A 24,209-nucleotide genomic window follows, 5' to 3' on the forward strand; every position below is an offset into this window, starting at 1 on the left:
CGTACCGACCGGCAGCCTATATCGACCCATTGGCCAGGGTTTGCCGCACCGTCGAAGACCGGCCGAGCACGTCGCCGCAGCACCCGGCGCGTCAGCTCGCCGAGCCGCGGAACGTCTCCAGGAAAGTCTTCATGGCGAGTTTGTCGGCGGCGTCGTCCCAGGCGGCGGCGGACGTCGTGATGCGCAGGGAGAAGCTGCGGCCGCCGCCGAGCAGGAAGCCGCGGCCGAAGGTGTGCACCCGGTCGGCGCCGGTCCCGGAGAGCCATTCCATGTCGGCCGCCTTGTGCCCCTGGTAGGTGGTCGCCTTGATCTCGCCGATCCGCTGGTAGCCGTCCAGTTTCTCCAGCCCCGGCTCCACGTCGTCCCGCCAGATCGCGACCGGGTCCGGGCTGGCCTGGGTGCTGTAGGTGACGGCCAGGGTGCGCAGGTCGTCGCCGCCCGGGCCGAAGGTGACGCGGTAGGCGACGTCGTCCCGGGCGGTGTCGAGGCGCTTCCAGCCCTTCGGGAGCGCCACGGAGAACCCCTCCGGGGCGGTGTAGCGGTGGAAACCGGCCGGCAGGGCACCGGCCGTGGCCGTCGCCGAAGGGGACGCCGACGCGGAGGCGGAGGCGGAGGGTGACGGGCTGGGGGAGGCGGACGACGTCCGGGACGGTGAGGGGCTGGGGGCGTTGCCGTCCGTGCGGTTGGCCGGATCGCCGGCCGTGGCGGAGGCGCTCGGGGCCGAGCCCGCCGAGGCGGCGCCCGGCAGGCCCTGGGTCGCGGCCAGCACCGCGACCGACACGGTCACCACGGCCAGCGCGGTCCCGCCGATCATGGTGGTTCGGCTCCACCCGGAGGCCCGGGCGGCCACATAGGCACCGCGCAGCCGGGAGACGGGGGCCGGCTGCTCGACCGTGTCGGGGTCCTCGTCCAGGACACGTGCCAGTGCCTGACGCACCACCGGCCGGCTCAGCCGCTCCCGGGAGCTCTTCCGCAGCAGCCCCTGCACCACCTGGGTCAGCGGGCCTGCCCGCAGCGGGGTGCGCAACGGCAGCCGGTCCACGCCCTTCAGGGTGGCGTCGGCCTTGCCCCGGTCCCGGAACGGCGGTCGCCCCTCGACCATCGTGTAGAGGATCGCGCCGAGTGCCCACAGGTCGGCGGCGGGCCCGATGCGCTCGTCCCGGGCCTGCTCCGGCGAGGCGTACGACGGCGCGGTGACCCGGGGCGCCAGCGTCGCGCCGGCCAGGCCGAACCCGGTGACGACGACCGGGCCCCGGTCACGGACGAAGATCTGCCCCGGGCTGAGCTCGCCGTGCGTGTAGCCGTCGGCGTGCGCGGCCTCCAGCACGTCGAGCACCTCGAGTCCGATGCGGGCGGCCTGGACGTAGTTGAACGTGGGCTGCTGGGCGAGCAGCTCACTGAGCGGCGTGCCGTCGATCACCTCCGTCACCGTCCACAGCGCGCCCGCCTCCTCGAAGGCGTCGATCACCATGGCGACCCGGCCGGGCCGCAGCGCGCTCATCACCTCGGAGGAGCGCAGAATGCGGGCGGTGGTGCGGCGCACGGTGTCCTCGGTGGGCGGCTCGGGAAGCGCGATCTGGGTCACCAGGCGCGGTCGCTCGGCCTGCACGTCCTCCGCGTACCAGCTGACGCGGTTCGGCTCGCGGTCGGCGACTTCGAGGAGCCGGTACCTTCCGGCGACCAACTCTTGTGCGGAGACATGCGCCTTGACCATCGTCATCCCTCGCTGAAACCCCTGCCTCGTCATTAACCAGAGGTACGCGGGACGAGCCCGGGTTTGTTCAAAGAATCTGCAACTCGGAGACCTTTCTTGCCTTTTATTCAAGTGGCGACACCGGCCGGAAACTTGGGGAAAACAGTGAATGACCGGGCTTCGACCTGCGGGTAACCGACGGTAAAAGCCCGGCTGCGATCCGCTGGTCAGTCCAGACCGAAGCGCGCGGTCCACTCCGAGATCTCCTGGTGTGTCACATTGCCCCCACAGACCACGAGGCCGATCCGCGCCCCGTCACCGACCCGCTCCCGCACCTGCCGGGCCGCGGGCAGCAGACAGCCGGCGGCCGGCTCGGTCCACACCTTGGCGTGCTCGGCGAACTCCAGGCTGCCCCGCACCGCCTCCCGGTCCGGCACCACCAGCACCTCCTCCACCAGCGCCGCCGCATGGTCGTACGTCAGCCGGGACACGGACGGCGCGCTGAGCGTCGTCACGATCGACGACACCGCGACCGGCAGCGGACCGCCCGCCGCGAGCGCCTCGGACATGGCCTGCGCGCCCGCCGTCTCCACACCCCACACCCGGACCCCGGGGCGGCGGGCGCGCAGAGCGGCCGCCACCCCGGCGATCAGGCCCCCGCCGCCGATGCTGACGATCACGTCGGTGAGGTCGTCCGCGTCCTCGGCGAGCTCCAGGCCCACCGTGCCCTGTCCGGCGATCACCACCGGGTCGTCGAAGGGGTGGACCAGCGTGAGTCCCTCGTCCCGCAGCCGCGGCACCAGCTCGAACGCCGTGTCCATGCCGTCGGTGAGCCGCACCGACGCCCCGGCCGCCTCGACCAGCCGGATCGACCGGGCGGGCGCGGTACGGGGCATCACCACCGTCGCCTTCACGTCGAGGGCCGCGGCCATCACGGCGAGGGCGATGCCGTGATTGCCGCCGCTGACCGCCACCACGCCGGCCGCCCGCTCGGCCTCGCTCAGCGACAGCAGCTTCGCCGTGGCCCCGCGCGCCTTGAAGGAGCCGGTGCGCTGGAGGAGTTCGAGCTTGGCGGTGACCGGGGCGCCGAGCAGCTCCGACAGACCGGGGCTGGGCACGGTGGGGGTGCGTACGACGTGTCCGGCGATGATCCGGGCCGCGGCTTCGATGTCCGGGATGCCGATGATGCCGTTCAAGGCGGTTCACCCTTCCGGCGCGGGGGCGACGGTCCGCGCCGTTCGCACCCTCACCCGGCCGGACCGCCCTGGTCAACCCGGCCCCGCCGGAGCGGCCGGGCCACGCGGACCAGGGCTGCCGGGTGTCAGTGCTGCTGTGCCTTCTGCGGGGTCGCCTCGCTCGGCCGGACCACGACGTACCCCTCGCCCTGGAGCATCAGCTGGACCGCCTCGCCCGAACCGCCGCGCAGCATCGACCCGATGGACTGCGAGCGGTGCAGCGAGGTCTGCAGATGCGCGGTCCAGCCCACCACGGCGTCCGTGTCGACGTACACCGGGGCCTGCGGCGAGACCGGGATCACCAGCGGGTTGCCGTCGCAGATCAGGCCGAGCTTGCCGTGTCCGGAGAACACGCTGTTGAACAGGCCGCCGCCGGCGATGCCGGACCCCTTCACCGTCTTGATCTCGTACGCCAGCGTGGCGTCGAAACAAAGGACGTTGCGGCCGTTCACCGTGAACTGGTCGCCAGGCTCTATCTCGACGATGAAGCAGTTCTGCGCCTCGTGCGCGAACCAGGCCTCGCCCTGGCCTTGTACGGACATCAGCGGCAGCCCCTCGCCGGTGACCGCCCGCTTGAGCATTCCGCCCACGCCCTGGCCCTTGCGTTCGAACTTCAGACTGCCGCGGTGCGCGATCATCGCGCCCTGGCGGGCGTACATCTCGCCGTTGACCGTGTACCTGACGCACTTCGCGTTCTCGACCGTCATGCCCGGCTCGATCGCCGGTGCCACCATGTGCTGACTTGAAAAGAGATCACCCTTCATGTCGGGCATGGTGTCCCGGACGGACCCGTTCCGCCAAGATCGCGGACGGTACCGGTTCAGGCACCGAACAGCTGGGTCCAGTAGGTGCCGGCCCGGCCGCCGCCGGCGAAGCCGATGCCTATGTGGGTGAAGTCCGCTTTGAGGATGTTCGCCCGGTGGCCGGGGCTGTTCATCCAGCCGTCCACCACCTCGGCCGCGGACCGCTGGCCGCAGGCGATGTTCTCGCCGATGGTGCGCCGCCGCGAGCCCGCGGCGGCGGCCCGGTCCCACGGCTGGGTGCCCTCGGGGGAGGTGTGCGAGTAGAAGTCCCGGGTCGCCATGTCCGTGCTGTACGCCTGTGCGGCCGCGGTCAGCTGCGGATCCACCGCGAGCGGCCGCAGCCCGGCCCGGGTGCGCTCACCGTTGGTGAGGTCGACGACCTCGGCGCGGGTGCGGGTCAGTTCGGCCTGGGTGAGGGGTCTGGCCCACAGGGCGGTCCAGTAGGTGTCCCCGTCCCCGGGGCTGCGGGCGTGGGCCAGGCCGGCGTGGGTGAACACCGGGTCGAGCAGGGTGCGCCGGGCGTCCTCGGTGCGCAGGCAGTAGTCGACGAACTCGGCCGGGGTGCGGGGGCCGGAGACGAGGTGCTCGCCGACCGTCACATAGGCGAATCCGGTGTCGCTGATCCGCTGGTGGACGGAGACGCCGTCGCGGCTCTCGGTGGCCAGCCGGCCGGCCTCGGCCATCGCCCCGGCGTGGGCGTGGGCGGCCGAGGTGAGCCGGGCGTCCGGGGCCACCGGCGGGCGGCCGGCCCGGGCGCGGGCCGAGTTGACCAGGCCCAGCAGACCGTCCGGATCGGGGAGCGAGGCGGTCGAGGGGCGGCCCGGCGAGGCCGCCGTGCGCTGGGCCGGGATGGTGGCGCGGAAACCACCGGCCGGCTGCCGGTCCTCGACCACGTCTACCCCGAAGTCCCGGGCGAGCCCCGCCAGTCCGTCCGCGTACCCCTGGCCGATCGCGCGCAGCTTCCAGCCGGTGCCCCGGCGGTATATCTCGGAGAGCAGCAGCAGGGTCTCCGTCTGCGGGCGCGGTGGTGCGAAGCGGGCCACGGTACGGCCGAGGCGGTCGGTCACGTGCAGGGTGGCGGCGGGCAGCCGGCCGAGCGGGGTGCCGGGCTCGGCGGCGGTGACCGTGAGGGTGACGCGCTCGGCGCCGGCCCGCAGCAGGGCCGGCTCGACGGTCAGCGTGTCACCGCGCAGCCGGACGCCGGGCGCGTCCGGCTGGTTGTAGAACACGAAGTCGGCGTCGCCGCCGACCTTGCCGCTCTCGTCGGTGATCAGTGCCGACACGTCGAAGGGACCGGGCACCCGCAGCGTCAGCGCGCCGCCCGGAAGGGGCAGATTGCCCCCGGGGACCAGCTCGCTCATCGCGCCGCCTCTACGAGGTCAGGGGCCGAACGTCGCGCCCGGTGGGGGAGTCGCCGGTTGAACGTCCGGCCCGGGCGCGAGGTTCCCTCGGCGAGCCGCGGTGCTACTGCTCGGTCGGCGCGGCGGGTGCCACGTCCTCCCGCTCGATCGGCGCGGTCGCGCTGCGCGCGGACTTCTGCTTGCCGCAGAACGCCGGCTCCAGCGTGGCCGCCAGCGCGTTGAGCACGTCGGAGCTGTTGGAGGCGTTGGCCAGCGCGGTGAGGCTGCGCTTGCCGTCCTTGCTGGTGAAGGCGTACGTGTAGTAGCCCTGGACGGCGCCCGTGTGGCCGTACACCGAGACCCCGCAGGACAGGTCGCGGCGGCGCAGCCCAAGGCCGTAGGAGGTGGTGGAGTTGACGCGGGTGAAGCGCTCCATCTCCGCGAGGCGGGCGGCCGACGTCAGCTTGCCGCGTACCAGCGCCGAGTAGAACGTGTCGAGGTCGCGTGCGCTGGAGATGATGGCGCCCGCGCTCTGCGCCCAGGAGACCGTCTGGTCGGTGGCGTCGACGGGCTGGGCGCCCGCCCGGTCGGCGGTGAGGTAGCCGTTGGCGTGCTGTCCCGGGATCTTCGTGTCGGGGTGCACGTAGAAGGTGTCGGTCAGCTGCAGCGGCTTGAAGATGCGGTTCTCGTACTCCGTGCGCACGCTGTGCCCGGTGAGCTCCTCGATGAGCATGCCGGCGACCACGAAGTTGGTGTTGGAGTACGAGTAGGCGGCGCCCGGCGCGTTGGTGCGTGGCTTCTTCAGGGACAGGTCCACCAGCTGGCGGTAGGTGAAGACCTTGTCGCGGACGGCCTCGAAGCCGGACACGCTGCTGGCGAACAGGTCGTTGGTGTAGTCGTACAGACCGCTGCGGTGGCTCAGCACGTGCCGCACGGTGATGCGGTCGTCCGGCAGCAGTCCCGGCAGGTAGCGGTTGACCGGCGCGTCCAGGGCGAGTTTGTGCTCGTCCACCAGCTGCAGCAGGACCACCGCCGAGAAGGTCTTGGTGACGCTGCCCACCCGGAAGCGGTCGGTGGTGGTGAGGGCGCGCCGGCTCGTCCGGTCGGCGACGCCCTGCGCGGACCGGTAGACCTGCGTGCCGTCGTCGATGCGGGCCATCGCGCCGGGCGCGCCCTTCGCCACCACCGAGCGCAGCACCGCGGCCAGCCCCGCGGTGTCGGGCGCCGGCAGGGCGGCGGTCGCCTGCGGCCCTGGGGCCGTCCTCATGGGCGCCGCCTGGGCCGGGACCGCGAGCAGCGACAGCGTCACCGCCCCGAGCACCGCGCTTCTGTACACCATTGCCGAGACCATTCGGACCTGCTCCTCTCTGTGCTGTCTTCGATGCGAGATGAGTCACATATGGGTCGGGGAACCTTCTCGCATCCCGTCACATCTCCACAGTCGACGCACAGTTGGTCACTCCCTGATCACCGTGCGGTGGGGATTCGCCAAATATTGCCACGAAAAGTAAGAAAAGCGACGAATTCCGCTTTACATGGACATGATTAGTCCGGAAGGGTTGCGGCCCGGGGCCCGACCAGCCCCCTTGGCGCCCAACGGCGCTCTGCCGCAAGGCGGTTGGTGACCCCGGCCGTCTTCGAACGAAGGAACCCTGATCAGTGCGTAGTGCGCACATACGCAGCGTGGCCGTCGCCGTCGCCGTGACGACGGCCGCCACGGGCCTGGCCGGTACGGCCTTCGCCGGTCCCGCAACGGGGGTACGACAGTCGGCCGCGGCCTCCGCCACGACGGCCGCGCAGGTGGTGGCGGCGGCCCGGGCCGCCGCCTTCGCCCACGCCTCGGCGACCGGTGTCGGCGCGGGCGACGAGCTCCAGCCGCAGGATGTGATGATCGACCCCGAGGGGGCATGCCACGTCCGCTTCGTCCGCACCCAACGGGGCATGCCGGTGCTCGGCGGCGACCTCGTCGTCCATCTTTCCCGCCGGTTGGCCTACACCGGCGTCACCCGCGCGGCCGACCACGCCGTCGGGCCCGCCGCCACCGAGGCGAAGCTGACCGCCCGGCAGGCCGAGGAGAAGGCCGCGGCGGCCGCCGGCGGCGACGCCGGCACCGCGCAGCTCGTGGTGGACGCCCGGGACGGCGCCGCCGCCCTCGCCTACCAGGTGACCGTCGACGGCTCCGACGGCTCCAGCACGGTCGTCGTCGACGCCCTCACCGGCCGGGTACGCAGCAACACGCCGGACAGCGACGAGTTCCTCTCGCCCAAGCTGCTGAAGACCCTCCGCAGCCGCGGCGAGACCCTCGACCCGGCCGCCGGTACCGGCATCCAGGCCCAGGCCCTCGCCGGCGCGTCCGTCTCGGCCGCCGCCCACTACCCGGCGACCGCCCACGGCTCCGGCAGGTCCCTCTTCGTGGGCAAGGTGCCGCTCACCACCACGCAGACCGCCCGCAAGAGCTTCCTGCTCAAGGACCCCACCCGCTACGGCACCGAGACCCGGGACGCCAAGGGCAGGGAGACCGAGAGCTTCGGCCAGGGCACCAAGTTCACCAGCACCACCGACAGCTGGGGCAACGGCACCACCACCAGCCGGGGCAGCGCCGCAGCCGACGCCCAGTACGGCATCACCGAGACCCTGGACTTCTACAAGAAGACCTTCGGCCGCAAGGGCATCGCGAACAACTCCAAGCCAGCCCGCGCCATGGTCCACTGGGGCAACAAGGTCGGCAACGCCTTCTGGGACTCGGCCTGCGGCTGCATGCTGTACGGCGACGGGGACGGCGACGAGATCAAGAAGCCGCTGGTCGTCCTCGACGTCACCGGCCACGAGCTGACCCACGGCGTGGTGGACGCCACCGCCAAGCTCGAACCGACGTACGTCGACAACGACGGCAACCAGTTCGGTGAACCGGGCGCGCTGAACGAGTCGCTGGCCGACATCTTCGGCTCCGGCGTGGAGTTCTTCGCCAACAACCAGAAGAACCCGCCGAACTACCTGCTGGGCGAGAAGCTGGGCCTGCGCCAGAAGTTCCTGCGCCGCCTCGACCACCCCTCGCTCGATCGCCTCGAAGGCACGGTCGACTACTGGTCGCCCGAGGTCGCGAACGCCGAGGTGCACGCCGGCTCCGGCGTCTCCTCGCACGCCTTCTACCTGCTCGCCGAGGGCAGCGGCCGCAAGACGATCGGCGCCACCACCTACGACTCGCCGACCTACGACGGGTCCACGGTCACCGGCATCGGCCGCGCCAAGGCCACGGCGATCTTCTACCGCGCCCTGACCCGGTACATGGTCTCCTCGACCGACTTCCACGACGCGCGGATCGCGACGCTGAAGGCGGCCACGGACCTCTACGGCGCGAGCAGCGTCGAGTACCGCACGGTCGACCAGGCCTGGGCCGCGGTCGACGTCACCGAGGCCAACACGCCGGCCGCCCGCCGCTGACGGGCGCGCCGCACCGCCGATCCGGGTGCCCTGTCGGGGGGCCGGGCACCTGGATCGGTTCCAACGCCCCCGCTTCACCCGCCATTTGAAGGCCACGACAGCCTCACAGTCAACCTTCAGGTGATTCCTGCTTCTTTTATTGACAGCGGAAAATAAGCCACCTAAGTTCCCGGCCATGCGCTCCACCTCCCGTGCCGAGACGTTCCCGGCCCACACGCCGGCCGTCTCACAGATCTTCACCACGGTCCTGTCCCACGGCCCCCTCACCCGGCTGGAGGCGGCCCGCCGGGCCGGCCTGTCACCGGCGGCCGTGACCAAGGCCGTCCGGCCGCTGCTGGCGGCCGGGTACCTGGCGGAGGACGCCGACGGCGAGGCCCGGCCCGCCCTCGGACGCCCCGCCAACCTGGTACGGGTCGACGGCGGACGCGCGCTGTTCATCGGGGTCAAGGTCACCGGCGACGAGGTCATCGCGGTACTCACCGACCTGTGCTGCCGGATCCTGCTGGCCCGCCGGCTGCCGGTCACGGACCGCGCCGCCCGGGCCGTCCTGACCTCCGTCGCCGACCTGACCCACGAACTGCGCACCGAGGCCGAGGACTTCGGTGCCCCCGTCCTCGGCCTCGGCATCGCCGTCTCCGGCGACGTGGACCGCGCCGAGGGGACCGTGCGCTACTCGCCCTTCCTCGACTGGCGGGACGTGGCCCTCGCCGAACTCGCCGCCATGACCACGGGGTTGCCGGTCGTCGTCGACAACGACGTACGCGCCCTGACCGTCGCCGAGCAGTGGTTCGGCGCCGGGGTCGGGCTCTCCGACTTCGCCGTCGTCACCGTCGGCGCCGGCATCGGCTGCGGACTGGTGATCCACGGCCAGGTGGTGTCGGGCGCGCACGGGGTGGCGGGGGAGATCGGGCACGTGCCCATCGACCCGGCCGGGCCCCTCTGCCACTGCGGCAACCGCGGCTGCGTGGAGGCGATCGCCGGGGACGCCGCGATCGTCACCCGCATGCGGGAGGTGACGAGCCGTCAAGTCGCCGACTCCGCCGCGGCGGTGGTCCTCGCCCACGAGGGCGTGCCCGGAGCACGGGAGGTGTACGCCCGCGCCGGCGAGGCCATCGGCCGGGGCATCGCGACCGTGGCCAACCTCTTCGGCCCCGAACGCGTGATCATCTCCGGCGAGGGACTCGCCGCCTACGACCTCTTCGCCGAACAGATCCTCGACTCGTTCACCGCGGCCGCCTTCGGCTCCGCCGCGCAGTGCGACGTACAGACCCGCCCACTCGCCTTCGAGGAGTGGGCGCGCGGGGCCGCGGCCGCCGCGATCCAGTCCTTCATCACCTCTTCTCCCACCCCAACGGGCAAGGGCTGAGCCGCCCAAGACCCCGAACCCTGGAGGGCCCATGCGGTCACCTTCGACATCCGCCCTGCCCGTACGCGGGCTGAGAACCGTCCTCGTGCTGGCACTGACGGCCGCCTTCGCGGCCGCGGTGCCCGCCGCGCAGGCCCAGACGCCCGCACCGATCGCCGCCAAGCCGTACATGGGCTGGTCGAGCTGGAGCATGCAGTCGTCCAAGTACCCGGGTCTGAACGACAAGGGCGACTACAGCTACCTGACCGAGGCGAACGTCCTCAAGCAGACCGACGCCATGGCGAGCAAGCTGAAGAAGTACGGCTACGACTACATCAACATCGACGCCGGCTGGTGGATGGACTGGAACTGGAAGACCGGCTACGACCAGTACGGCCGCCAGAAGGCCGACCCCGCCCGCTTCCCGAGCGGCATGAAGGCCGTCGCTGACCGCATCCACGCCAAGGGCCTGAAGGCCGGCATCTATCTCCCGGCCGGTCTGGAGAAGGGCGCGTACGGCGACGGCAAGACGCCGATCTGGAACGCCGAGGGCTGCACCACCGCCGACATCGTCTATGACGACCTGCGCACCACCAACGGCTGGGACAGCGCGTACAAGATCGACTTCGACAAGCCGTGCGCGCAGAAGTACATAGACTCCCAGGCCCAGATGATCGCCGACTGGGGCTATGACTTCCTCAAGCTCGACGGCGTCGGCCCCGGCTCCGGCAAGAGCGGCGACCAGTACAACAACATCGCCGACGTGGCCGCCTGGAACAAGGCGATCACCGCGACCGGCCGCCCGATCCACCTGGAGGCCTCCTGGTCCCTGGACTTCGGGCACGCCGCCGACTGGCAGAAGTACACCAACGGCTGGCGCATCGACACCGACGTCGAGTGCTACTGCAACACCCTCGTCAGCTGGGAGAACTCCGTCAACGACCGCTGGGACGACACCCCGGCCTGGACCGGCAAGGCGGGCCCCGGCGGCTGGAACGACCTCGACTCCCTCGACGTCGGCAACGGCGCGATGGACGGCCTCACCAAGGCCGAACGGCAGAGCTACGCCACACTCTGGGCCGTCGCCAAGTCGCCCCTGTTCACCGGCGACGACATGACCAAGCTCGACGACTACGGCGTCTCGCTGCTGACCAACCGCGACGTCATCGCGATCGACCAGAGCGACAACCCGCCGGCCCGGCCGATCACCCCGTCCGACCCGCAGCAGGTCTGGGCCGCGAAGAACGCCGACGGGACCTACACGGTCGCGCTGTTCAACCTCGCGGACTCGCCCTCGGCGGTCACGGCCGACTGGACGGCACTCGGATTCAGCGGCAAGGCCTCGGTGCGGGACGTGTGGAACCACGAGGACCTCGGCAGCTTCCAGAGCAAGATCACAGAGGCGCTGCCGGCGCACGGCTCGCGGCTGTTCACCGTGACGCCGAAGGGCAGCGCGCTGGCATCCACCGGGTACGAGGCCGAGGCCAGCGGCAACACGCTGAGCGGCAACGCCTCCGTCGCCGGGTGCGACGCGTGCTCCGGGCAGAAGAAGGTCGGAAACCTGTACCAGGGCGGCAAGCTGACCTTCAACAACGTGGTGGTCGACAAGGCCGGTACGTATCTGGTGAAGGTGGCCTACATCAGCGGTGACTCCCGGTCGGCCACGATCGCGGCCAACGCCGGGGGCGGGACCAGCCACAAGTTCCCGTCCACCGGGGACTGGGGGACCGTGGCGACGGTGAGTGTGCCGGTGGTGCTGAAGGCCGGTGCCAACACGATCAGCTTCGACAGCGGGTCGGGGTACGCGCCGGACGTCGACCGGATCGACGTTCCCAAGTCGCCCCGGTAAGTCGCCTCGGTAAGTGCGTCGTCGGGAACTGCGGGCCGGTGGGGGCCGGTCGCGCAGTTCCTCCCCCAGCCTTCGGCCGGGGGCACCCCCAGCGCCCCTGAGGGGGCGCGTTGTTCCCCCGCCTGACTTCAAAGGAACCAGTCATGCAGAACAACCAGCCCAGCAGACGAAGCTTCCTCGCCCTCGCCGCGGCCACCGGAGCCCTCGCCGGGCTTCCCTCCTTCACCGCCTCCGCGGCGCCGCTGCGGTCCTCCGAGCCGCTCACCTCTCCCCGGCACCAGCTCTGGTGGCAGGCGCCCGCCGACGACGGGTCGATGATCACGCAGGGCCTGCCCATCGGCAACGGTCGGCTCGGTGCTCTCGCGAGCAACGACTCCGGCCGTGAGCTCCTCCTGGTCACCGACGCCACGCTGTGGACCGGCGGGCTGAACGACACCCTCGACTCCGACGGCCAGTTCCCCTACGGGCGTGCCGACTTCGGCTCCCTCACCCTGCTCGCCCGGCTCGTCGTCGAGATACCGGACCACGACCTGGGCGCCGTATCCGACTACCGCCGCACCCTCGACCTCGACAACGGCGTGGTGACGGCGTCCTACGTCCGCTCCGGAGTGACGTACCGGCGGCAGATCTTCGCCAGCCGTCCCGACGACGTGATCGTGCTGCACTTCGGCCAGGACGGCGGGGGCCGCTACACCGGCACCATCACCTTCGAGGGCACCCACGGGGAGACCGGCGGCACCGCCGAGTCGTTCGCCGGTTCCTTCGCCAACGGACTGAAGTACGGGGCCGCCGTCAAGGCGTACGGCAGCGGCGGCAGCGTACGGGTGAGCGGCTCGCACATCACCTTCACCGACTGCCGCGAGCTGACCGTCGTACTCAGCGGCGGCACCGACTACGCGCCCGACGCCGCCGCCGACTACCGCGACCCGTCCGTGAACCCGGTGGCGCTGGCCCGCACCAAGGTCAAGGCGGCCGCCCGGCACACCGCGGACTCGCTGCTGCGCACCCACGCCGCCGACCACCGGGCGCTGTTCGGGCAGTTCGACCTCTCCCTCGGCACCTCGACCGCCGACCAGCGCGAGCTGGACACCTGGGCGCGCATCCAGGCCCGCGCCGACACCGGCGACCCCGACCCGGAACTCGAGGCCGCCTACGCCCAGTTCGGCCGCTATCTGATGATCGCCGGATCGCGCGACAGCCTGCCGATGGGCCTCCAGGGCATCTGGCTGGACGGCAACGACCCGGACTGGATGGGCGACTACCACACCGACATCAACATCCAGATGAACTACTGGATGTCCGACCGGCTGGGCCTGTCCCAGTGCTTCGACGCATACACCGACTACTGCGTCGACCAGCTCCCCTCCTGGACCGACCTCACCCAGCGGCTCTTCCAGGACTCCCGCAACCGCTACCGCAACTCGGGCGGCAAGGTGGCCGGCTGGACCGTCGCCATCTCCACCAACCCCTTCGGCGGAGGCGGCTGGTGGTGGCACCCGGCGGGCAACGCCTGGCTGTGCCAGAGCCTCTGGGAGCACTACGAGTTCACCCAGTCCCGGGCCCACCTGGAGAAGATCTACCCTCTCCTCAAGGGCGCCTGCGAGTTCTGGGAGGCGCGGCTGCTCACCACCACCCTGGACGACGGCAGGGAGGTGCTGATCGCGGACAGCGACTGGTCGCCGGAGCAGGGACCGCTGGACGCCAAGGGCATCACCTACGCCCAGGAACAGGTGTGGATGCTGTTCGGGAACTTCCGTACTGCGGCCGCAGAGCTGAAGAGGGATGCTGGATACGCGGGCACCATCGGCAAGCTCCGCGACCGCCTCTACCTGCCGGTGGTGAGCCCCAAGACCGGCTGGCTGGAGGAGTGGATGTCCCCGGACAACCTCGGCGAGACCACCCACCGCCACCTCTCGCCCCTGATCAACCTCTTCCCCGGCGACCGGATCCGCCCCGACGGCTCCACCCCCGCCGACATCGTCAAGGGCGCCACCGCCCTGCTCACCGCCCGCGGCATGGACAGCTTCGGCTGGGCCAACGCCTGGCGCTCGCTGTGCTGGTCCCGGCTGAAGGACGCCGACAAGGCCTACCAGCTCGTCGTCCGCAACCTCCGCCCCTCCGACAACGGCAGCAACGGCACGTCCCCCAACCTCTTCGACATCTACCAGGTCGAGGAAGGCCGGGGCATCTTCCAGATCGAGGCCAACTTCGGCACCCCGACCGCGATCCTGGAGATGCTGCTGTACTCCCGCCCGGGCCACCTGGAGCTGCTGCCGGCCCTCCCCGACGCCTGGGCCGCCTCCGGCAAGGTCACCGGGGCCGGCGCCCGCGGCGGCTTCGTCGTCGACCTGAGCTGGCGGGACGGCAAGCCGACCGAGGCCAGGATCCGCAGCGTCGGCGGCCGTACGACCACGGTCGCCTACGGCGGAAAGACCCGGACGATCACGCTGAAGCCCGGCGCGTCCGTCACGCTCAAGGACCTGGCGCGGTGACCGGCCGCTACGCGCGGCTCCTCGGCCTCGCCGCCGTCTTACTGACCACGGTCGCCTGCCAGACCGGGTCCGCCACGGCGGCACCCGTGTGGCAGCCCTCCTCCCAGTCCTCGTCCCAGTCCTCCTCTGCGTCCTCTTCCCGGCCCTCCGCCGGGACCGCTCCCTCCTCCTCCCGGTCCACCGCCTCCGCCCGGCACGACGTGGTCACCTGGGGGGCCAGCGCCGACCAGATGGGACAGGGCACCGCCGACCGCGGCTACCGGCTGGTCGTGCACACCAGCGCCGCCGGCAGCGATCTGCGGGTACGCCTCTCCAACGCGTTCGGCGACCGGCCCCTGACCCTGGACAGCGTCTACGCCGGACTGCAGAGCCAGGGCGCCGCCCTCAAGCCGGGCAGCAACAAGCGGCTCACCTTCGACGGCGCCGGCACGGTCACCGTGCCGGCCGGCGCCACCGCGTGGAGCGACCCGCTGTCCGGCAGCCTGCCCGCCGGCAGCAACCTGGTCGTCAGCCTGCACAGCCCGGACGCGGCCGGCCCCGCCACCGGCCACTGGATGGCCATGCAGACCTCCTACGCCACCCAGGGCGACCACACCGCCGAGGAGAGCGCCGCCAACTGGACCGAGACCACCGGCTCCTGGTGGTATCTGGACTCGGTCTCCGTACGGCCGAAGAACCCGGACACCGGGGCGGTGGTGGCGCTCGGCGACTCCATCACCGACGGCTGGGCGTCCACCAGCGACCAGAACCGCCGGTGGCCCGACTACCTGGCCCGCCGTCTCCAGAAGGCGGACACCGAGGTCAAGGGCGTGGCCGACGAGGGGATCTCCGGCAACAAGGTCCTCGCCGACGGCGCCGGGCAGGCGGCCCTCAACCGGCTGGACCGCGACGTCCTCAGCCAGCCGGGCGTCCGTACCGTCTTCCTCTTCGAGGGGGTCAACGACATCAAGGCCCACACCGGGGTCACCGCGGCCGACCTGATCGCCGGCTACCAGGAGGTCGTCCGGCGGGCGCACGCGGCCGGGAAGTGCGTGGTCGCCTCGACCGTCGGGCCGTTCGAGGGCTGGTCGGAGTGGGACCCGGCCGGCGAGGCCGTACGCCAGCAGGTCAACCAGTACATCCGCACCAGCGGGGAGTTCGACGGGATCGCCGACTTCGACCGGATCCTGCGCAGCCCCTACGACCAGGCACGGATGCTGCCGTTCCTGGACGGCGGCGACCACATCCACCCCAACGACAAGGGAATGCAGGCCATGGCCGACTCCGTCGACCTGGCGAGCCTCGACTGCGACCACTGAACCACCCCCCGTCTGATCACCCCTGCGCCGTCGGCCCGGGGGTGATCAGGCGTTCCCGGTAGGCGATCGCCACCGCCTCCGTACGGCTCGCCGCGCCCAGCTTGGCGAGGATGTTGGAGACATGGACACTCGCCGTCTTGCCGGAGATGAACAGTTCCTCGCCGATCTGCCGGTTGCTGCGGCCCAGCGCCAGCAGCCGCAGCACGTCCTGCTCGCGTGCGGTCAGCGGCGAGACCGAGTTCTCCGCCGGCGCCGACCGGCGCAGCAGCGCCTCCGCACGCTCCAGCAACGGCGGGGCACCCAGGGCCGCCGCCGTCTCCCGGACCGCCCGCGCCTGCTCCCCGGCCTCCGTACGCCGGCCGTCGGCCGCCAGGGCCTCGGCGTACCGCAGCCGCACCCGGGCCGCCTCGTACACGTCGCCGTACGCGAACGCGGCCGCCGCCTTCTCCCAGGCCGCGGTGTCGGGCCCGGAGAGGGCCCGGGTCCACTCGGCCTCGGCACGCGCCAGCCAGGCCTGCCCCTCCGGCCCCTGCCCCGCGGCCGTCGTCCGCGCCAGCTCCACCAGTTCACCGGCGACACCACTCCAGCGGTCGGTGCTCCCGCCGCGGCGCCGTTCGGCCGCCGCCCGGTCCGCGACCGCCGCGAGCGCGAGCGCGGCGAGCCGGACCGTCACGTACGGCGCCCGCCCCAACTCGTCGGAGAGCACCGCGACCGCGTCCCGCGCCCGTGCCACGGCCTCCTCCGGATCACCCCGCAACGCGGCCGCGTCGGTCAGCACGATTCCCCCGACGAACGTGCCCATCCAGTCGAACGGCTCCCCGAGCAACGCCCTTGCCCGCTCCACGACATCCGGCTCGCCCCGGGCCAGCGCGATGTACAGAACGGGCCCCTCGGCGAAACCCGGCGCCGGATCCGCGCGGGCCACCCGCACACACTCGTCCCACTGCCCCAGCGTGAAGAGCACCAGCAGCCGCAGATACCGCATCTCCAGGGCATACGGCGAGGACAGCAGCCCCGATCGCCGGGCCCGGTCGAGCCCTTCGGTGATCCACGGCAGGCACTCCCGCAGCTCGCCCGACTCGAAGCAGCCGATGGCCAGGCTGTACAGCGCCCGCATCTCCACCGGCGTGTCCCCGGCCGACCGGGCCAGCTCCCGCGCCTCCTGGAGCCGCTCCCGCCCCTGCAGGGTGCGGCGCCCGCCGCCCTCCAGACGGGCCAGGGAGATCAGCAGATCGGCCCGGGCGGCGGTGGCACCGATCCGCTCGGCGACCTCCAGGGCCTGCCGCGCGACCCGCAACGCAGTGTCGTCGTCACCGATCTGACGGGCCGCCATGACATGGGTGGCCGCCGCCCACACCCAGGTCCGGGACGGCGGTTCGGCGGGGATCATCGCGAGCGCCTCGCTGCTGTAGGCGAACGCGGCGGCGAGGTTGTCGACGGTCATGAGGTTCCCCGCGAGGGTGTAGCGCACGCGGGCGGCGAGTTCGGGATCCGCGTCCTGCCCGGTGCCGGCCAGCGCGGCCCGGGTCAGGGACACCGCCCGGTGCGCGTCACCGGAGTGCACGGCCGCCGCCGACGCCCGCAGCGTCAAGGCCACCGGGTCCAGCCCCTGACCGGCGGGCCGCGCCTCGCACGGCACGGCCGGCCACAGGTCCAGCGCCGCCTCCAGATGCCGCAGCTCCTCCGCCGGGGCACCCACCCGCCGGGCGTGCCCCGCGGCCTCCACGGACGCGGCCAGCGCCTCGGGCAGATCGTGGCTCTCCCGGTAGTGGTACGCCCGCTCGGCCGCCGTCTCCGCCCCGCCCCCGCGCGCGGCGAGCAGCCTGGCGTACGCGCCGTGCAGCCGCGACCGCTGCCCGGGCAGCAGATCGCCGTACACCGCCTCGCGCGCGAGGGCATGCCGGAAGGCGTACGTGCCCCCGTCCCCGGCGACGAGCAACTGCCGCCCCACCGCCTCCCGCAACGCCGACTCCAGCTCCTCCTCCGGCAGCCCGGCCACGTCCCGCAGCAGATCGTGCCCCACCCGGCGCCCGGCCACCGCGGCCGTCCGCAGCACCTGCTGGGCCGTCTCCGACAACTGCTCGACCCGGATGAGCAGCAGATCGGCGAGCCCGGTGGGCATCCCGTCCGTGTCGGCGGCGGCCACCAGCTCCTCCGTGTAGAAGGCGTTGCCCTCGGCCCGCTCGACGATGTCCCGTACGGTCGCCTCGGACAGCGGCCGCTCCTGCAGTGCCCGCACCAGCCGCGCCACCTCGGCATCGGCCAGCCGCCGCACCTCCAGCCGCTCCACACCGGGCAGCCGGACCAACTCGGCGAGCAGCGGCCGCAGCGGATGCCGCCGGTGCAGATCGTCGGCACGATAGGACGCCAGCACGGCGAACTGCCGGGGCAGCACCCCCCGGCTCAGCAGAAACCGCAGCAGGTCCCGGGACGACTGGTCGGCCCAGTGCAGATCCTCCAGGACCAGCAGCAGCGGCGCGGCAGCCGCCAACTCGGCGAACAGCCCGGCCACGCCTTCGAAGAGCCGCAGCCGTGCGTCGGCATCGCGGGAGGAGTCCGAGGCGGCACCGAGGAGACGCTCAACAGCCGGATGGGCGGCGAGAACCCCCGAGAACCGCTCATCACCCGCCAGCACCCCGAGGATCTCGGTGAAGGGCAGATACGGCAGCCCCACGTCCCCGAGATCGACACAGTGCCCGGTGACGACGATGGCCCCAGCGGCGGCTGCCCGAGCCGCCGTCTCGTCGAGCAACCGAGTCTTACCGACCCCAGCGTCCCCGGCGACCAGCACGGCCTGCCCGCGCCCGTTCCGGGCACGCTCAAGTACTCCGCCGAGGCGGAGCAGTTCCTCGTCCCGACCGATCAGGGGAGTGCTAAACGATCTCTCTGACACGCCCACATCCTGACAAGGGCTCAGCCGAGATACCAGGGGCGCGGGGAACTGCGCGACCAGCCACACTCAACCCGCAGCCGCCGTCACCACAGAACCCCCCACCCCCTAGGCACTCAGCCCCTCAGAACCCGAGCCCAGTCCTCCGGCACCCGCTCCGCAGGACCCGGCACCGACTGCTCCGCAGGATGACTCACCGGCGGCGCCAACTCCGGCCCGGCTTCGAACAGTTCATCCGTCTCGTAGTTCCAGAACCACCCCTCGCCCGGCTCGTAACTACGGATTATCGGATGCCCGGTGGAATGGAAGTGCGCCGTCGCATGCTTCGCCGGCGAGTCGTCGCAGCACCCGATGTGCCCGCACTGCGTACACCGCCGCAGATGGAACCACCAGCCCCCCGCCGCATCGCACTCCACACACCCGGCACCGCTCGGCGGAACGTTCGGGTCGATGGCGGTGTCGCCACTCATACTGCCTCCACAGCTGTCTCAGGTTCGTCGGGCGCCTCGGCGGTCAGCGGAAGCAGCACCTGGAACCGGGTGTCGCCGGGCTCCGACTCCACCCGCATGGTGCCGTGATGCTTGTTCACGACGATCCGCCACGAGATGTCCAGACCGAGCCCCGTGCCCTGCCCCACGGGCTTGGTAGTGAAGAAGGGGTCGAAGATCCGGTCCTTGATCTCCGGCGCGATCCCGCTCCCGGTGTCCCGGAACTCGACCAGCAGTTGCTCGTGGTCGAGCGCGGTCCGCACGGTCAGCGTGCCGTGTCCGTCACCGCTGCCGCCGCCGTCCTTCATCGCGCAGACCGCGTTGTCGATGAGGTTGGTCCACACCTGGTTGAGCTCGGCGGGGTACGCGGGGACGGGCGGGACCGTACGGTCGTACTCCTTGACCACCTGGATGTCCTGCCCGATCTTCCCGGACAGCATCAGCAGCGTGCTGTCGAGGAGTTCGTGCACGTCCACCTCCCGGTACGGCGCCCGGTCCAGCTGGCTGTACTGCTTGGCCGCGTCGACGAGGTGCGAGATACGGGTGGTCGAGTCCTCGATCTCGTTCATCAACAGCTCGGTCTCGATGGTGTAGTTGAGCCAGCCCACCGCGTTCGGCAGGATCTCCTCGTCGACGGCGGCGGCCACCTGCTCCAGCCAGTCGACGTCGAGCCCGGCCTGCACGAACGTCGGCGCGAGATCCCAGCCGCGGTCGATGCCGCGGTCCTCCAGCCAGTCGGTGAGCGCGTCCTCGCGGTCGGAGGCCTCCAGCGGACTGAGCGACGACGCCTTGGCGACCCGTTCCGCAGTGCGCTCCTGGATCTCGATCAGACCCGCCAACTGCTCCCGCGAGAACGGCCCTCCGGCGATGATGGCGAGCTTGTGCCGCATCTTCGCCACCCGCTCGCGCAGCGTCGACGTGGCCCGCACGGCGGCCGCGGCCGGGTTGTTGAGTTCGTGGGTGAGCCCGGCGGACAACGAGCCGAGCGCCAGCAGCCGTTCGCGCTGCCCGATCGCCGCCTGGGTGTTCTTCGAACCGAAGAACAGGCCCTCGAGGAGGTGCACGGCCATCGGGAACCACTCGCGCATGATGTCCGCGAACGTGTCGGCCGGCAGCACGAAGAACCGCGTCGGCTCGGTCACCCGCATCGTGTTGTTGTACGCCTGCCGCACCCGGTCCCCGAGGTACGCCTGCATCGCGCCCGCGTACACCCCGGCCTGCGAGGTCCGCGTCACCTCGACGTCGTCCCCGCCGACCTGCCGGGAGAGCACCACCGTGCCCTCGACCATCACGTAGAAGCAGGTGGCCGGGTCACCCTCGGTGTAGACCGGGCCCGGCTGGAACAGCTCCACCCGGCCCGCCGCGCACAGCCGCCCGAGCTGCTCCGGCTCCAGCTTCTCGAACAGGAACAGCGCGCCGATCTCCTTCGGGCTGCACGGCATCGGCTGCCCGCTCATGACTGCTCCAGATACCGGTGGACAAGCATCACTGCCATGGCTCCTTCTCCGACGGCGGACGCGACACGCTTGGCGGACTCGGCGCGTGCGTCGCCCGCCACGAACACGCCGGGAATACTGGTCTCCAGGTGGTACGGCGGCCGGTCCAGCTCCCAGCCCGCCGGCGGCCGTCCGTCGACGGTCAGGTCGGGCCCGGCCAGGATGAACCCGCGTTCGTCCCGCAGCACCGTGTCGCCGAGCCAGTCGGTGAGCGGTGCCGCCCCGATGAAGACAAACATCCACTGGGCGTCGACCTGTTCCCGGTCCCCGCTCTGCACATGGCGCAGGGTGAGCTGCTCCAGGCGCTCGACGCCGTGCGCGGCGTCCACCACGGTGTGACTGCGCACGGCGATGTTCGGGGCCTCGTTGATCTGCTGGATCAGGTAGTACGACATCGACGCCGACAGGTCGGCGCCGCGGACCAGCAGGGTCACCGACTTGGCGAACCGGGACAGGTACATCGCCGCCTGGCCCGCCGAGTTGGCGCCGCCGACGATGTACACGTCCTGGCCCTGGCAGGAGGTCGCCTCGGTGAGCGCGGAGCCGTAGAACACCCCGCAGCCGGTCAGGTCGATACAGCCCTCCGCCTCCAGCTGCCGGTACTGCACTCCGGTCGCCAGGATCACGCTGTGCGCCGCGACCGCCGAGCCGTCCGCGAACCGCACCACCCGCGCGGCCCCGTTGATCTCGAGTCCCGTGACCTCGCGGGCGGTCAGGATCTCCGCGCCGAACTTGGCGGCCTGCCGCCGGGCCCGGTCGGTGAGCTGGGCGCCCGACACGCCGTCGGGGAAGCCCAGGTAGTTCTCGATCCGCGAGCTCTGCCCGGCCTGCCCGCCGGTCGCGGACCGCTCCACGAGCACGGTCCGCAGCCCCTCCGACGCCCCGTACACGGCCGAGCCGAGCCCGGCCGGGCCGCCGCCGATCACCACCAGGTCGTAGAAGTCCGCCGTCGGTGTCGTCGCGAGCCCCACGTGCGCGGCCAGCTCCGGGGCCTCCGGCTCCACCAGGGGCGTGCCGTCCGGTGTGATCACCAGCGGCAGCCGCGCCCCGTCGGCCTCGGCCGCGGCCAGCAGCCGCTGCCCCTCCGGCTCGTCCACCGAGTACCAGCGGTAGGGCACCTGGTTGCGGGCCAGGAACTCCCGCACGTCCGAGGACCGCGCCGACCAGCGGTGCCCGACGACCTTGGTGGCCGGGACCGGCTTGTAGTCGCTGGCCCGCCAGGCGTCGAGCAGGTCGTCGAGGACGGGGTAGAGCTTCTCCTCAGGGGGATCCCAGGGCTTGAGCAGGTAGTGGTCCAGATCGACGACGTTGATCGCGTCGATCGCCGCGTTGGTGTCCGCGTACGCGGTGAGCAGCACCCGCCGCGCGCCCGGGTACACGTCCAGGGCCTGTTCCAGGAACTCGATGCCGTTCATCTGCGGCATCCGGTAGTCGGCCAGGATCACGGCCACCAGGTCGCCGCGCAGCTTCAGCTCCCGCAGCGCCTCCAGCGCCGAGTCCCCGGACTCCGCGCGCACGATCCGGTACGACGCGCCGTAGCGGCGGCGCAGGTCCCGGGCGACGGCACGGGACACCCCCGGGTCGTCGTCCACGGTCATGATTACACCTACGGTGGATTTGGAAGAGGACCCAGAAGGCGACATACGAAAACCCTAACGGCGTAGGGGGAGGCGGGCCATGGCAACAGCGGTAAGGACCCGGATGGCCAGGGAGTATCTGCGGGTCAGCAAGGGGAAGGGGCGCACGGCGCGCAGCATCAGTGATCAGCACCGGGAGAACCTTGCGGCCGAAGTCGATCACGGTCCGTGGACCTGGGGCGAGCCCTACACCGACACCGGCTCCGCCTCGAAGTTCGCCACCAAGATCCGCGACGACTTCGAGAAGCTGCTAGCTGATCTTGAGTCGGGAGAGTTCGGCGAGCCCGGCGACGTGCTGTCTCTGTGGGAGATCTCCCGGCTCGCCCGCGAGACTGGTCGGGGCGTGGCCCTGGTGGACGCCTGCGAGGCGGGCGGCTACCTGATCCACATCACCACCCACGAGCGCACCTACAATCCGGCGAACTACCAGGACCGACACGACTTGATCTCTGGGATCAACGATGCGGAAAAGGAGTCGCGGCTCTTGAGCAAGCGGACCAAGCGAGGGGTGGACTCGGCCGTGGCGGACGGTGGAGTCCACGGAAAGCTCACGTTCGGATTCGCCCGCCGGTACGCGGTGGTGGACGGCCGGTCGCGGCCGGTCGAGCAGTACGCCGACCCGGTTGAGGGCCCCCTGGTCATCGAGCTGTTCGAGCGCGTCGCTGGGTGGAACGGCCGGGAGCGCGAGTCGATCCGCGCCGTCGAGCAGGACTGGCTCAAGCGGGGGATCAAGAGCCGGGATCGCACGGTCGACGGCGAGACCGTGCCCGGCGTGCCATTCTCCCGGCAGAACCTCGGTCAGATGCTGCGCCGGAAGGCGTATGCAGGCATCCGCGTCCACAAGGGGACCGAGCGGCCCGGCAACTGGCCCGCGCTGGTCGAGCCCGCGCTGTTCGACGCCGTGCAAGAGCTGTTGGCCGACCCGGATCGCAAGACCCACACCGGCTCGCAGATCAAGCACGTCTTGACCGGCGTGCTCCGGTGCTCCACTTGTGGCGGCAAGGTGTCGGTCCGGCCCGGCGGTGACGCGTATGAGGGCCGCCTGGTGTACCGGTGCTGGGACCGGGACTGCTTCACGATCGACAAGGCGGCCACCGACGCCTTCATGATCGGCGACGCCGAGCACCACGGGCTGATCATCCGGCTTCTGACCTCCCCGCACCTCTACCGCGCTCCGGCCGACGAGGAGAGCGCCGAGCTTGCCGACGCCCGGGGCAAGCTGACGGCCAAGCAGCGGAGCTTGAAGGAGTTCGAGGATGCCGACCCGGCCACCCCGGCGGCGGCCGACCTGATCGGCCGGAAGATCGAGAAGCTGCGCGGAGAGATCACCGAGCTGGAGAGCAAGATCAAGGATCTGACCCCACGCCCGTCGGCGGGTGATCACCTGGACCTCGGGCCGGATGCCGATCGGGCCGCCGCGTGGTCGGCGTGGGAGGCGGCCCAGCTCCCCGTGAAGCGGGCTCTGGTCGCCGATCTGCTCAACCCGGAGATGTTCGGCACGCCCCGGGTCCGGCGCGTTGCCGACAGCGTGTCCCCGGCCCCGGCCGACCGGATCGAGTTCGTGAACGAGGACGGTGAGGATCTGCTCACCGAATGGGGACTCAAGATCTGATCATCAGGACACAGCGAGGCCCGGCCGTCGGGGGAGGACGGCCGGGCCTCGGTCTGTGCGGGCTATACCTCGGGGTGCTCCCCGGGCTGATCACTCGTCTCGGGATGATCGCTGACGAGGGTCTGGAAGTGATCACACATGGCGTTCAGCCGCCGGGCCAGGCGGCGGGCGTGCCTCACGGCCGACTCCCGGCCGGACGGGGTCTCCACGCGCATCGTCCGGCGCGTGTCGGCGGCGGCGATGATCGCGCAGTTGACCGGCACGGTCCATCCCCGGTCGTCGTCCGGCTTCAGGGCGGCCACCCGCTCCACCACGGGCGTGATCAGTTCGAGGTGCCCTCGCAGCGTGCTGATCATCACGGGTACCTCGTCGGGGGCCGGATCCCCGGCGTCCCCGGACAGCAGACGGCGTGCGCTGGCGCGCATCGCGGGGACGTCGATCGGCGGGAGCCGGTCCCCCTCTGCCGCTGCCGTCGGGTGGTCGGTAGCTTGCGTCATGTCGGTCGCTCCCTCGAAGCGTCGGCCACGCCCCGGGGCCCTGCCAGGCCGCCGGGGTCTGATCTGTCCACCGACCATTTCGAGGGACCGCCG

At 71.5% G+C, this 24,209-nt stretch carries 16 protein-coding genes; 6 read left to right on the top strand and 10 right to left on the bottom strand.

Annotation, left to right across the window (positions count from 1 at the left end):
- Positions 1-91: 91 nt before the first annotated feature.
- The 5 genes from KVT45_RS28780 to KVT45_RS28800 all read right to left on the bottom strand — a co-directional run bounded on the left by KVT45_RS28780 (position 92) and on the right by KVT45_RS28800 (position 6,422).
- Positions 92-1,720: a serine/threonine-protein kinase gene (locus KVT45_RS28780; RefSeq protein WP_217552015.1), complete on the bottom strand. Its 1,629-nt coding sequence runs from the start codon at positions 1,718-1,720 to the stop codon at positions 92-94.
- Between the two features lie 200 nt (positions 1,721-1,920).
- Complete coding sequence (locus tag KVT45_RS28785; RefSeq protein ID WP_217552077.1) at positions 1,921-2,880, bottom strand: threonine/serine dehydratase; 960 nt, start codon at positions 2,878-2,880, stop codon at positions 1,921-1,923.
- A gap of 134 nt (positions 2,881-3,014) precedes the next feature.
- Positions 3,015-3,692, bottom strand: coding sequence for an AIM24 family protein (locus tag KVT45_RS28790; protein WP_217552016.1), 678 nt, complete (start codon positions 3,690-3,692; stop codon positions 3,015-3,017).
- A gap of 56 nt (positions 3,693-3,748) precedes the next feature.
- Positions 3,749-5,092, bottom strand: coding sequence for a CAP domain-containing protein (locus KVT45_RS28795; protein WP_217552017.1), 1,344 nt, complete (start codon positions 5,090-5,092; stop codon positions 3,749-3,751).
- Between the two features lie 103 nt (positions 5,093-5,195).
- Complete coding sequence (locus KVT45_RS28800) at positions 5,196-6,422, bottom strand: serine hydrolase (RefSeq protein ID WP_217552018.1); 1,227 nt, start codon at positions 6,420-6,422, stop codon at positions 5,196-5,198.
- Positions 6,423-6,730: 308 nt separating this feature from the next.
- On the opposite strand from KVT45_RS28800, the gene KVT45_RS28805 reads away from it, so the two are divergent.
- The 5 genes from KVT45_RS28805 (at position 6,731) to KVT45_RS28825 (ending at position 15,496) form a co-directional block, all read left to right on the top strand.
- Entirely contained in the window at positions 6,731-8,512 is a 1,782-nt protein-coding gene (locus KVT45_RS28805) for a M4 family metallopeptidase (protein WP_217552019.1), read from the top strand.
- 175 nt (positions 8,513-8,687) lie between these two features.
- Positions 8,688-9,878 carry an ROK family transcriptional regulator gene (locus tag KVT45_RS28810; RefSeq protein WP_217552020.1) on the top strand — a complete coding sequence of 397 codons (1,191 nt, stop codon included), beginning with the start codon at positions 8,688-8,690 and terminating at the stop codon, positions 9,876-9,878.
- Between the two features lie 31 nt (positions 9,879-9,909).
- Positions 9,910-11,706 (top strand): CBM35 domain-containing protein, encoded by a 1,797-nt coding sequence (locus KVT45_RS28815; RefSeq protein WP_217552021.1) that lies wholly within the window; start codon positions 9,910-9,912, stop codon positions 11,704-11,706.
- Between the two features lie 143 nt (positions 11,707-11,849).
- Positions 11,850-14,198 (top strand): glycoside hydrolase N-terminal domain-containing protein, encoded by a 2,349-nt coding sequence (locus tag KVT45_RS28820; protein WP_217552022.1) that lies wholly within the window; start codon positions 11,850-11,852, stop codon positions 14,196-14,198.
- Positions 14,195-15,496, top strand: coding sequence for an SGNH/GDSL hydrolase family protein (locus KVT45_RS28825; protein WP_308310889.1), 1,302 nt, complete (start codon positions 14,195-14,197; stop codon positions 15,494-15,496). The genes KVT45_RS28820 and KVT45_RS28825 overlap by 4 nt, the downstream gene beginning before the upstream one ends.
- A gap of 16 nt (positions 15,497-15,512) precedes the next feature.
- On the opposite strand, the gene KVT45_RS28830 is transcribed toward KVT45_RS28825, so the two are convergent.
- From KVT45_RS28830 to KVT45_RS28845, 4 genes are all read right to left on the bottom strand, one after another.
- A complete protein-coding gene (locus KVT45_RS28830) occupies positions 15,513-18,389 on the bottom strand; it encodes a helix-turn-helix transcriptional regulator (RefSeq protein ID WP_217552023.1) in 2,877 nt (958 codons plus the stop codon).
- Between the two features lie 113 nt (positions 18,390-18,502).
- Positions 18,503-18,856 carry a UBP-type zinc finger domain-containing protein gene (locus tag KVT45_RS28835; protein WP_217552024.1) on the bottom strand — a complete coding sequence of 118 codons (354 nt, stop codon included), beginning with the start codon at positions 18,854-18,856 and terminating at the stop codon, positions 18,503-18,505.
- Positions 18,853-20,331: an ATP-binding protein gene (locus tag KVT45_RS28840; protein WP_217552025.1), complete on the bottom strand. Its 1,479-nt coding sequence runs from the start codon at positions 20,329-20,331 to the stop codon at positions 18,853-18,855. Before KVT45_RS28840 ends, KVT45_RS28835 begins: the two co-directional genes overlap by 4 nt.
- Positions 20,328-22,013: an FAD-dependent oxidoreductase gene (locus tag KVT45_RS28845; protein WP_217552026.1), complete on the bottom strand. Its 1,686-nt coding sequence runs from the start codon at positions 22,011-22,013 to the stop codon at positions 20,328-20,330. The genes KVT45_RS28840 and KVT45_RS28845 overlap by 4 nt, the downstream gene beginning before the upstream one ends.
- A 34-nt stretch (positions 22,014-22,047) precedes the next feature.
- Between KVT45_RS28845 and KVT45_RS28850 the strand changes: the two genes are divergently transcribed.
- On the top strand, positions 22,048-23,619 hold the full coding sequence (locus KVT45_RS28850) for a recombinase family protein (protein ID WP_217552027.1): 1,572 nt from the start codon (positions 22,048-22,050) through the stop codon (positions 23,617-23,619).
- Positions 23,620-23,681: 62 nt separating this feature from the next.
- Here the strand turns inward: KVT45_RS28850 and KVT45_RS28855 are convergent, their stop codons facing one another.
- Entirely contained in the window at positions 23,682-24,116 is a 435-nt protein-coding gene (locus KVT45_RS28855; RefSeq protein WP_217552028.1) for a DUF6415 family natural product biosynthesis protein, read from the bottom strand.
- Positions 24,117-24,209 lie beyond the last annotated feature (93 nt).

Source organism: Streptomyces sp. GbtcB6 (assembly GCF_019091475.1).
Lineage (GTDB): Bacteria > Actinomycetota > Actinomycetes > Streptomycetales > Streptomycetaceae > Streptomyces > Streptomyces hyaluromycini.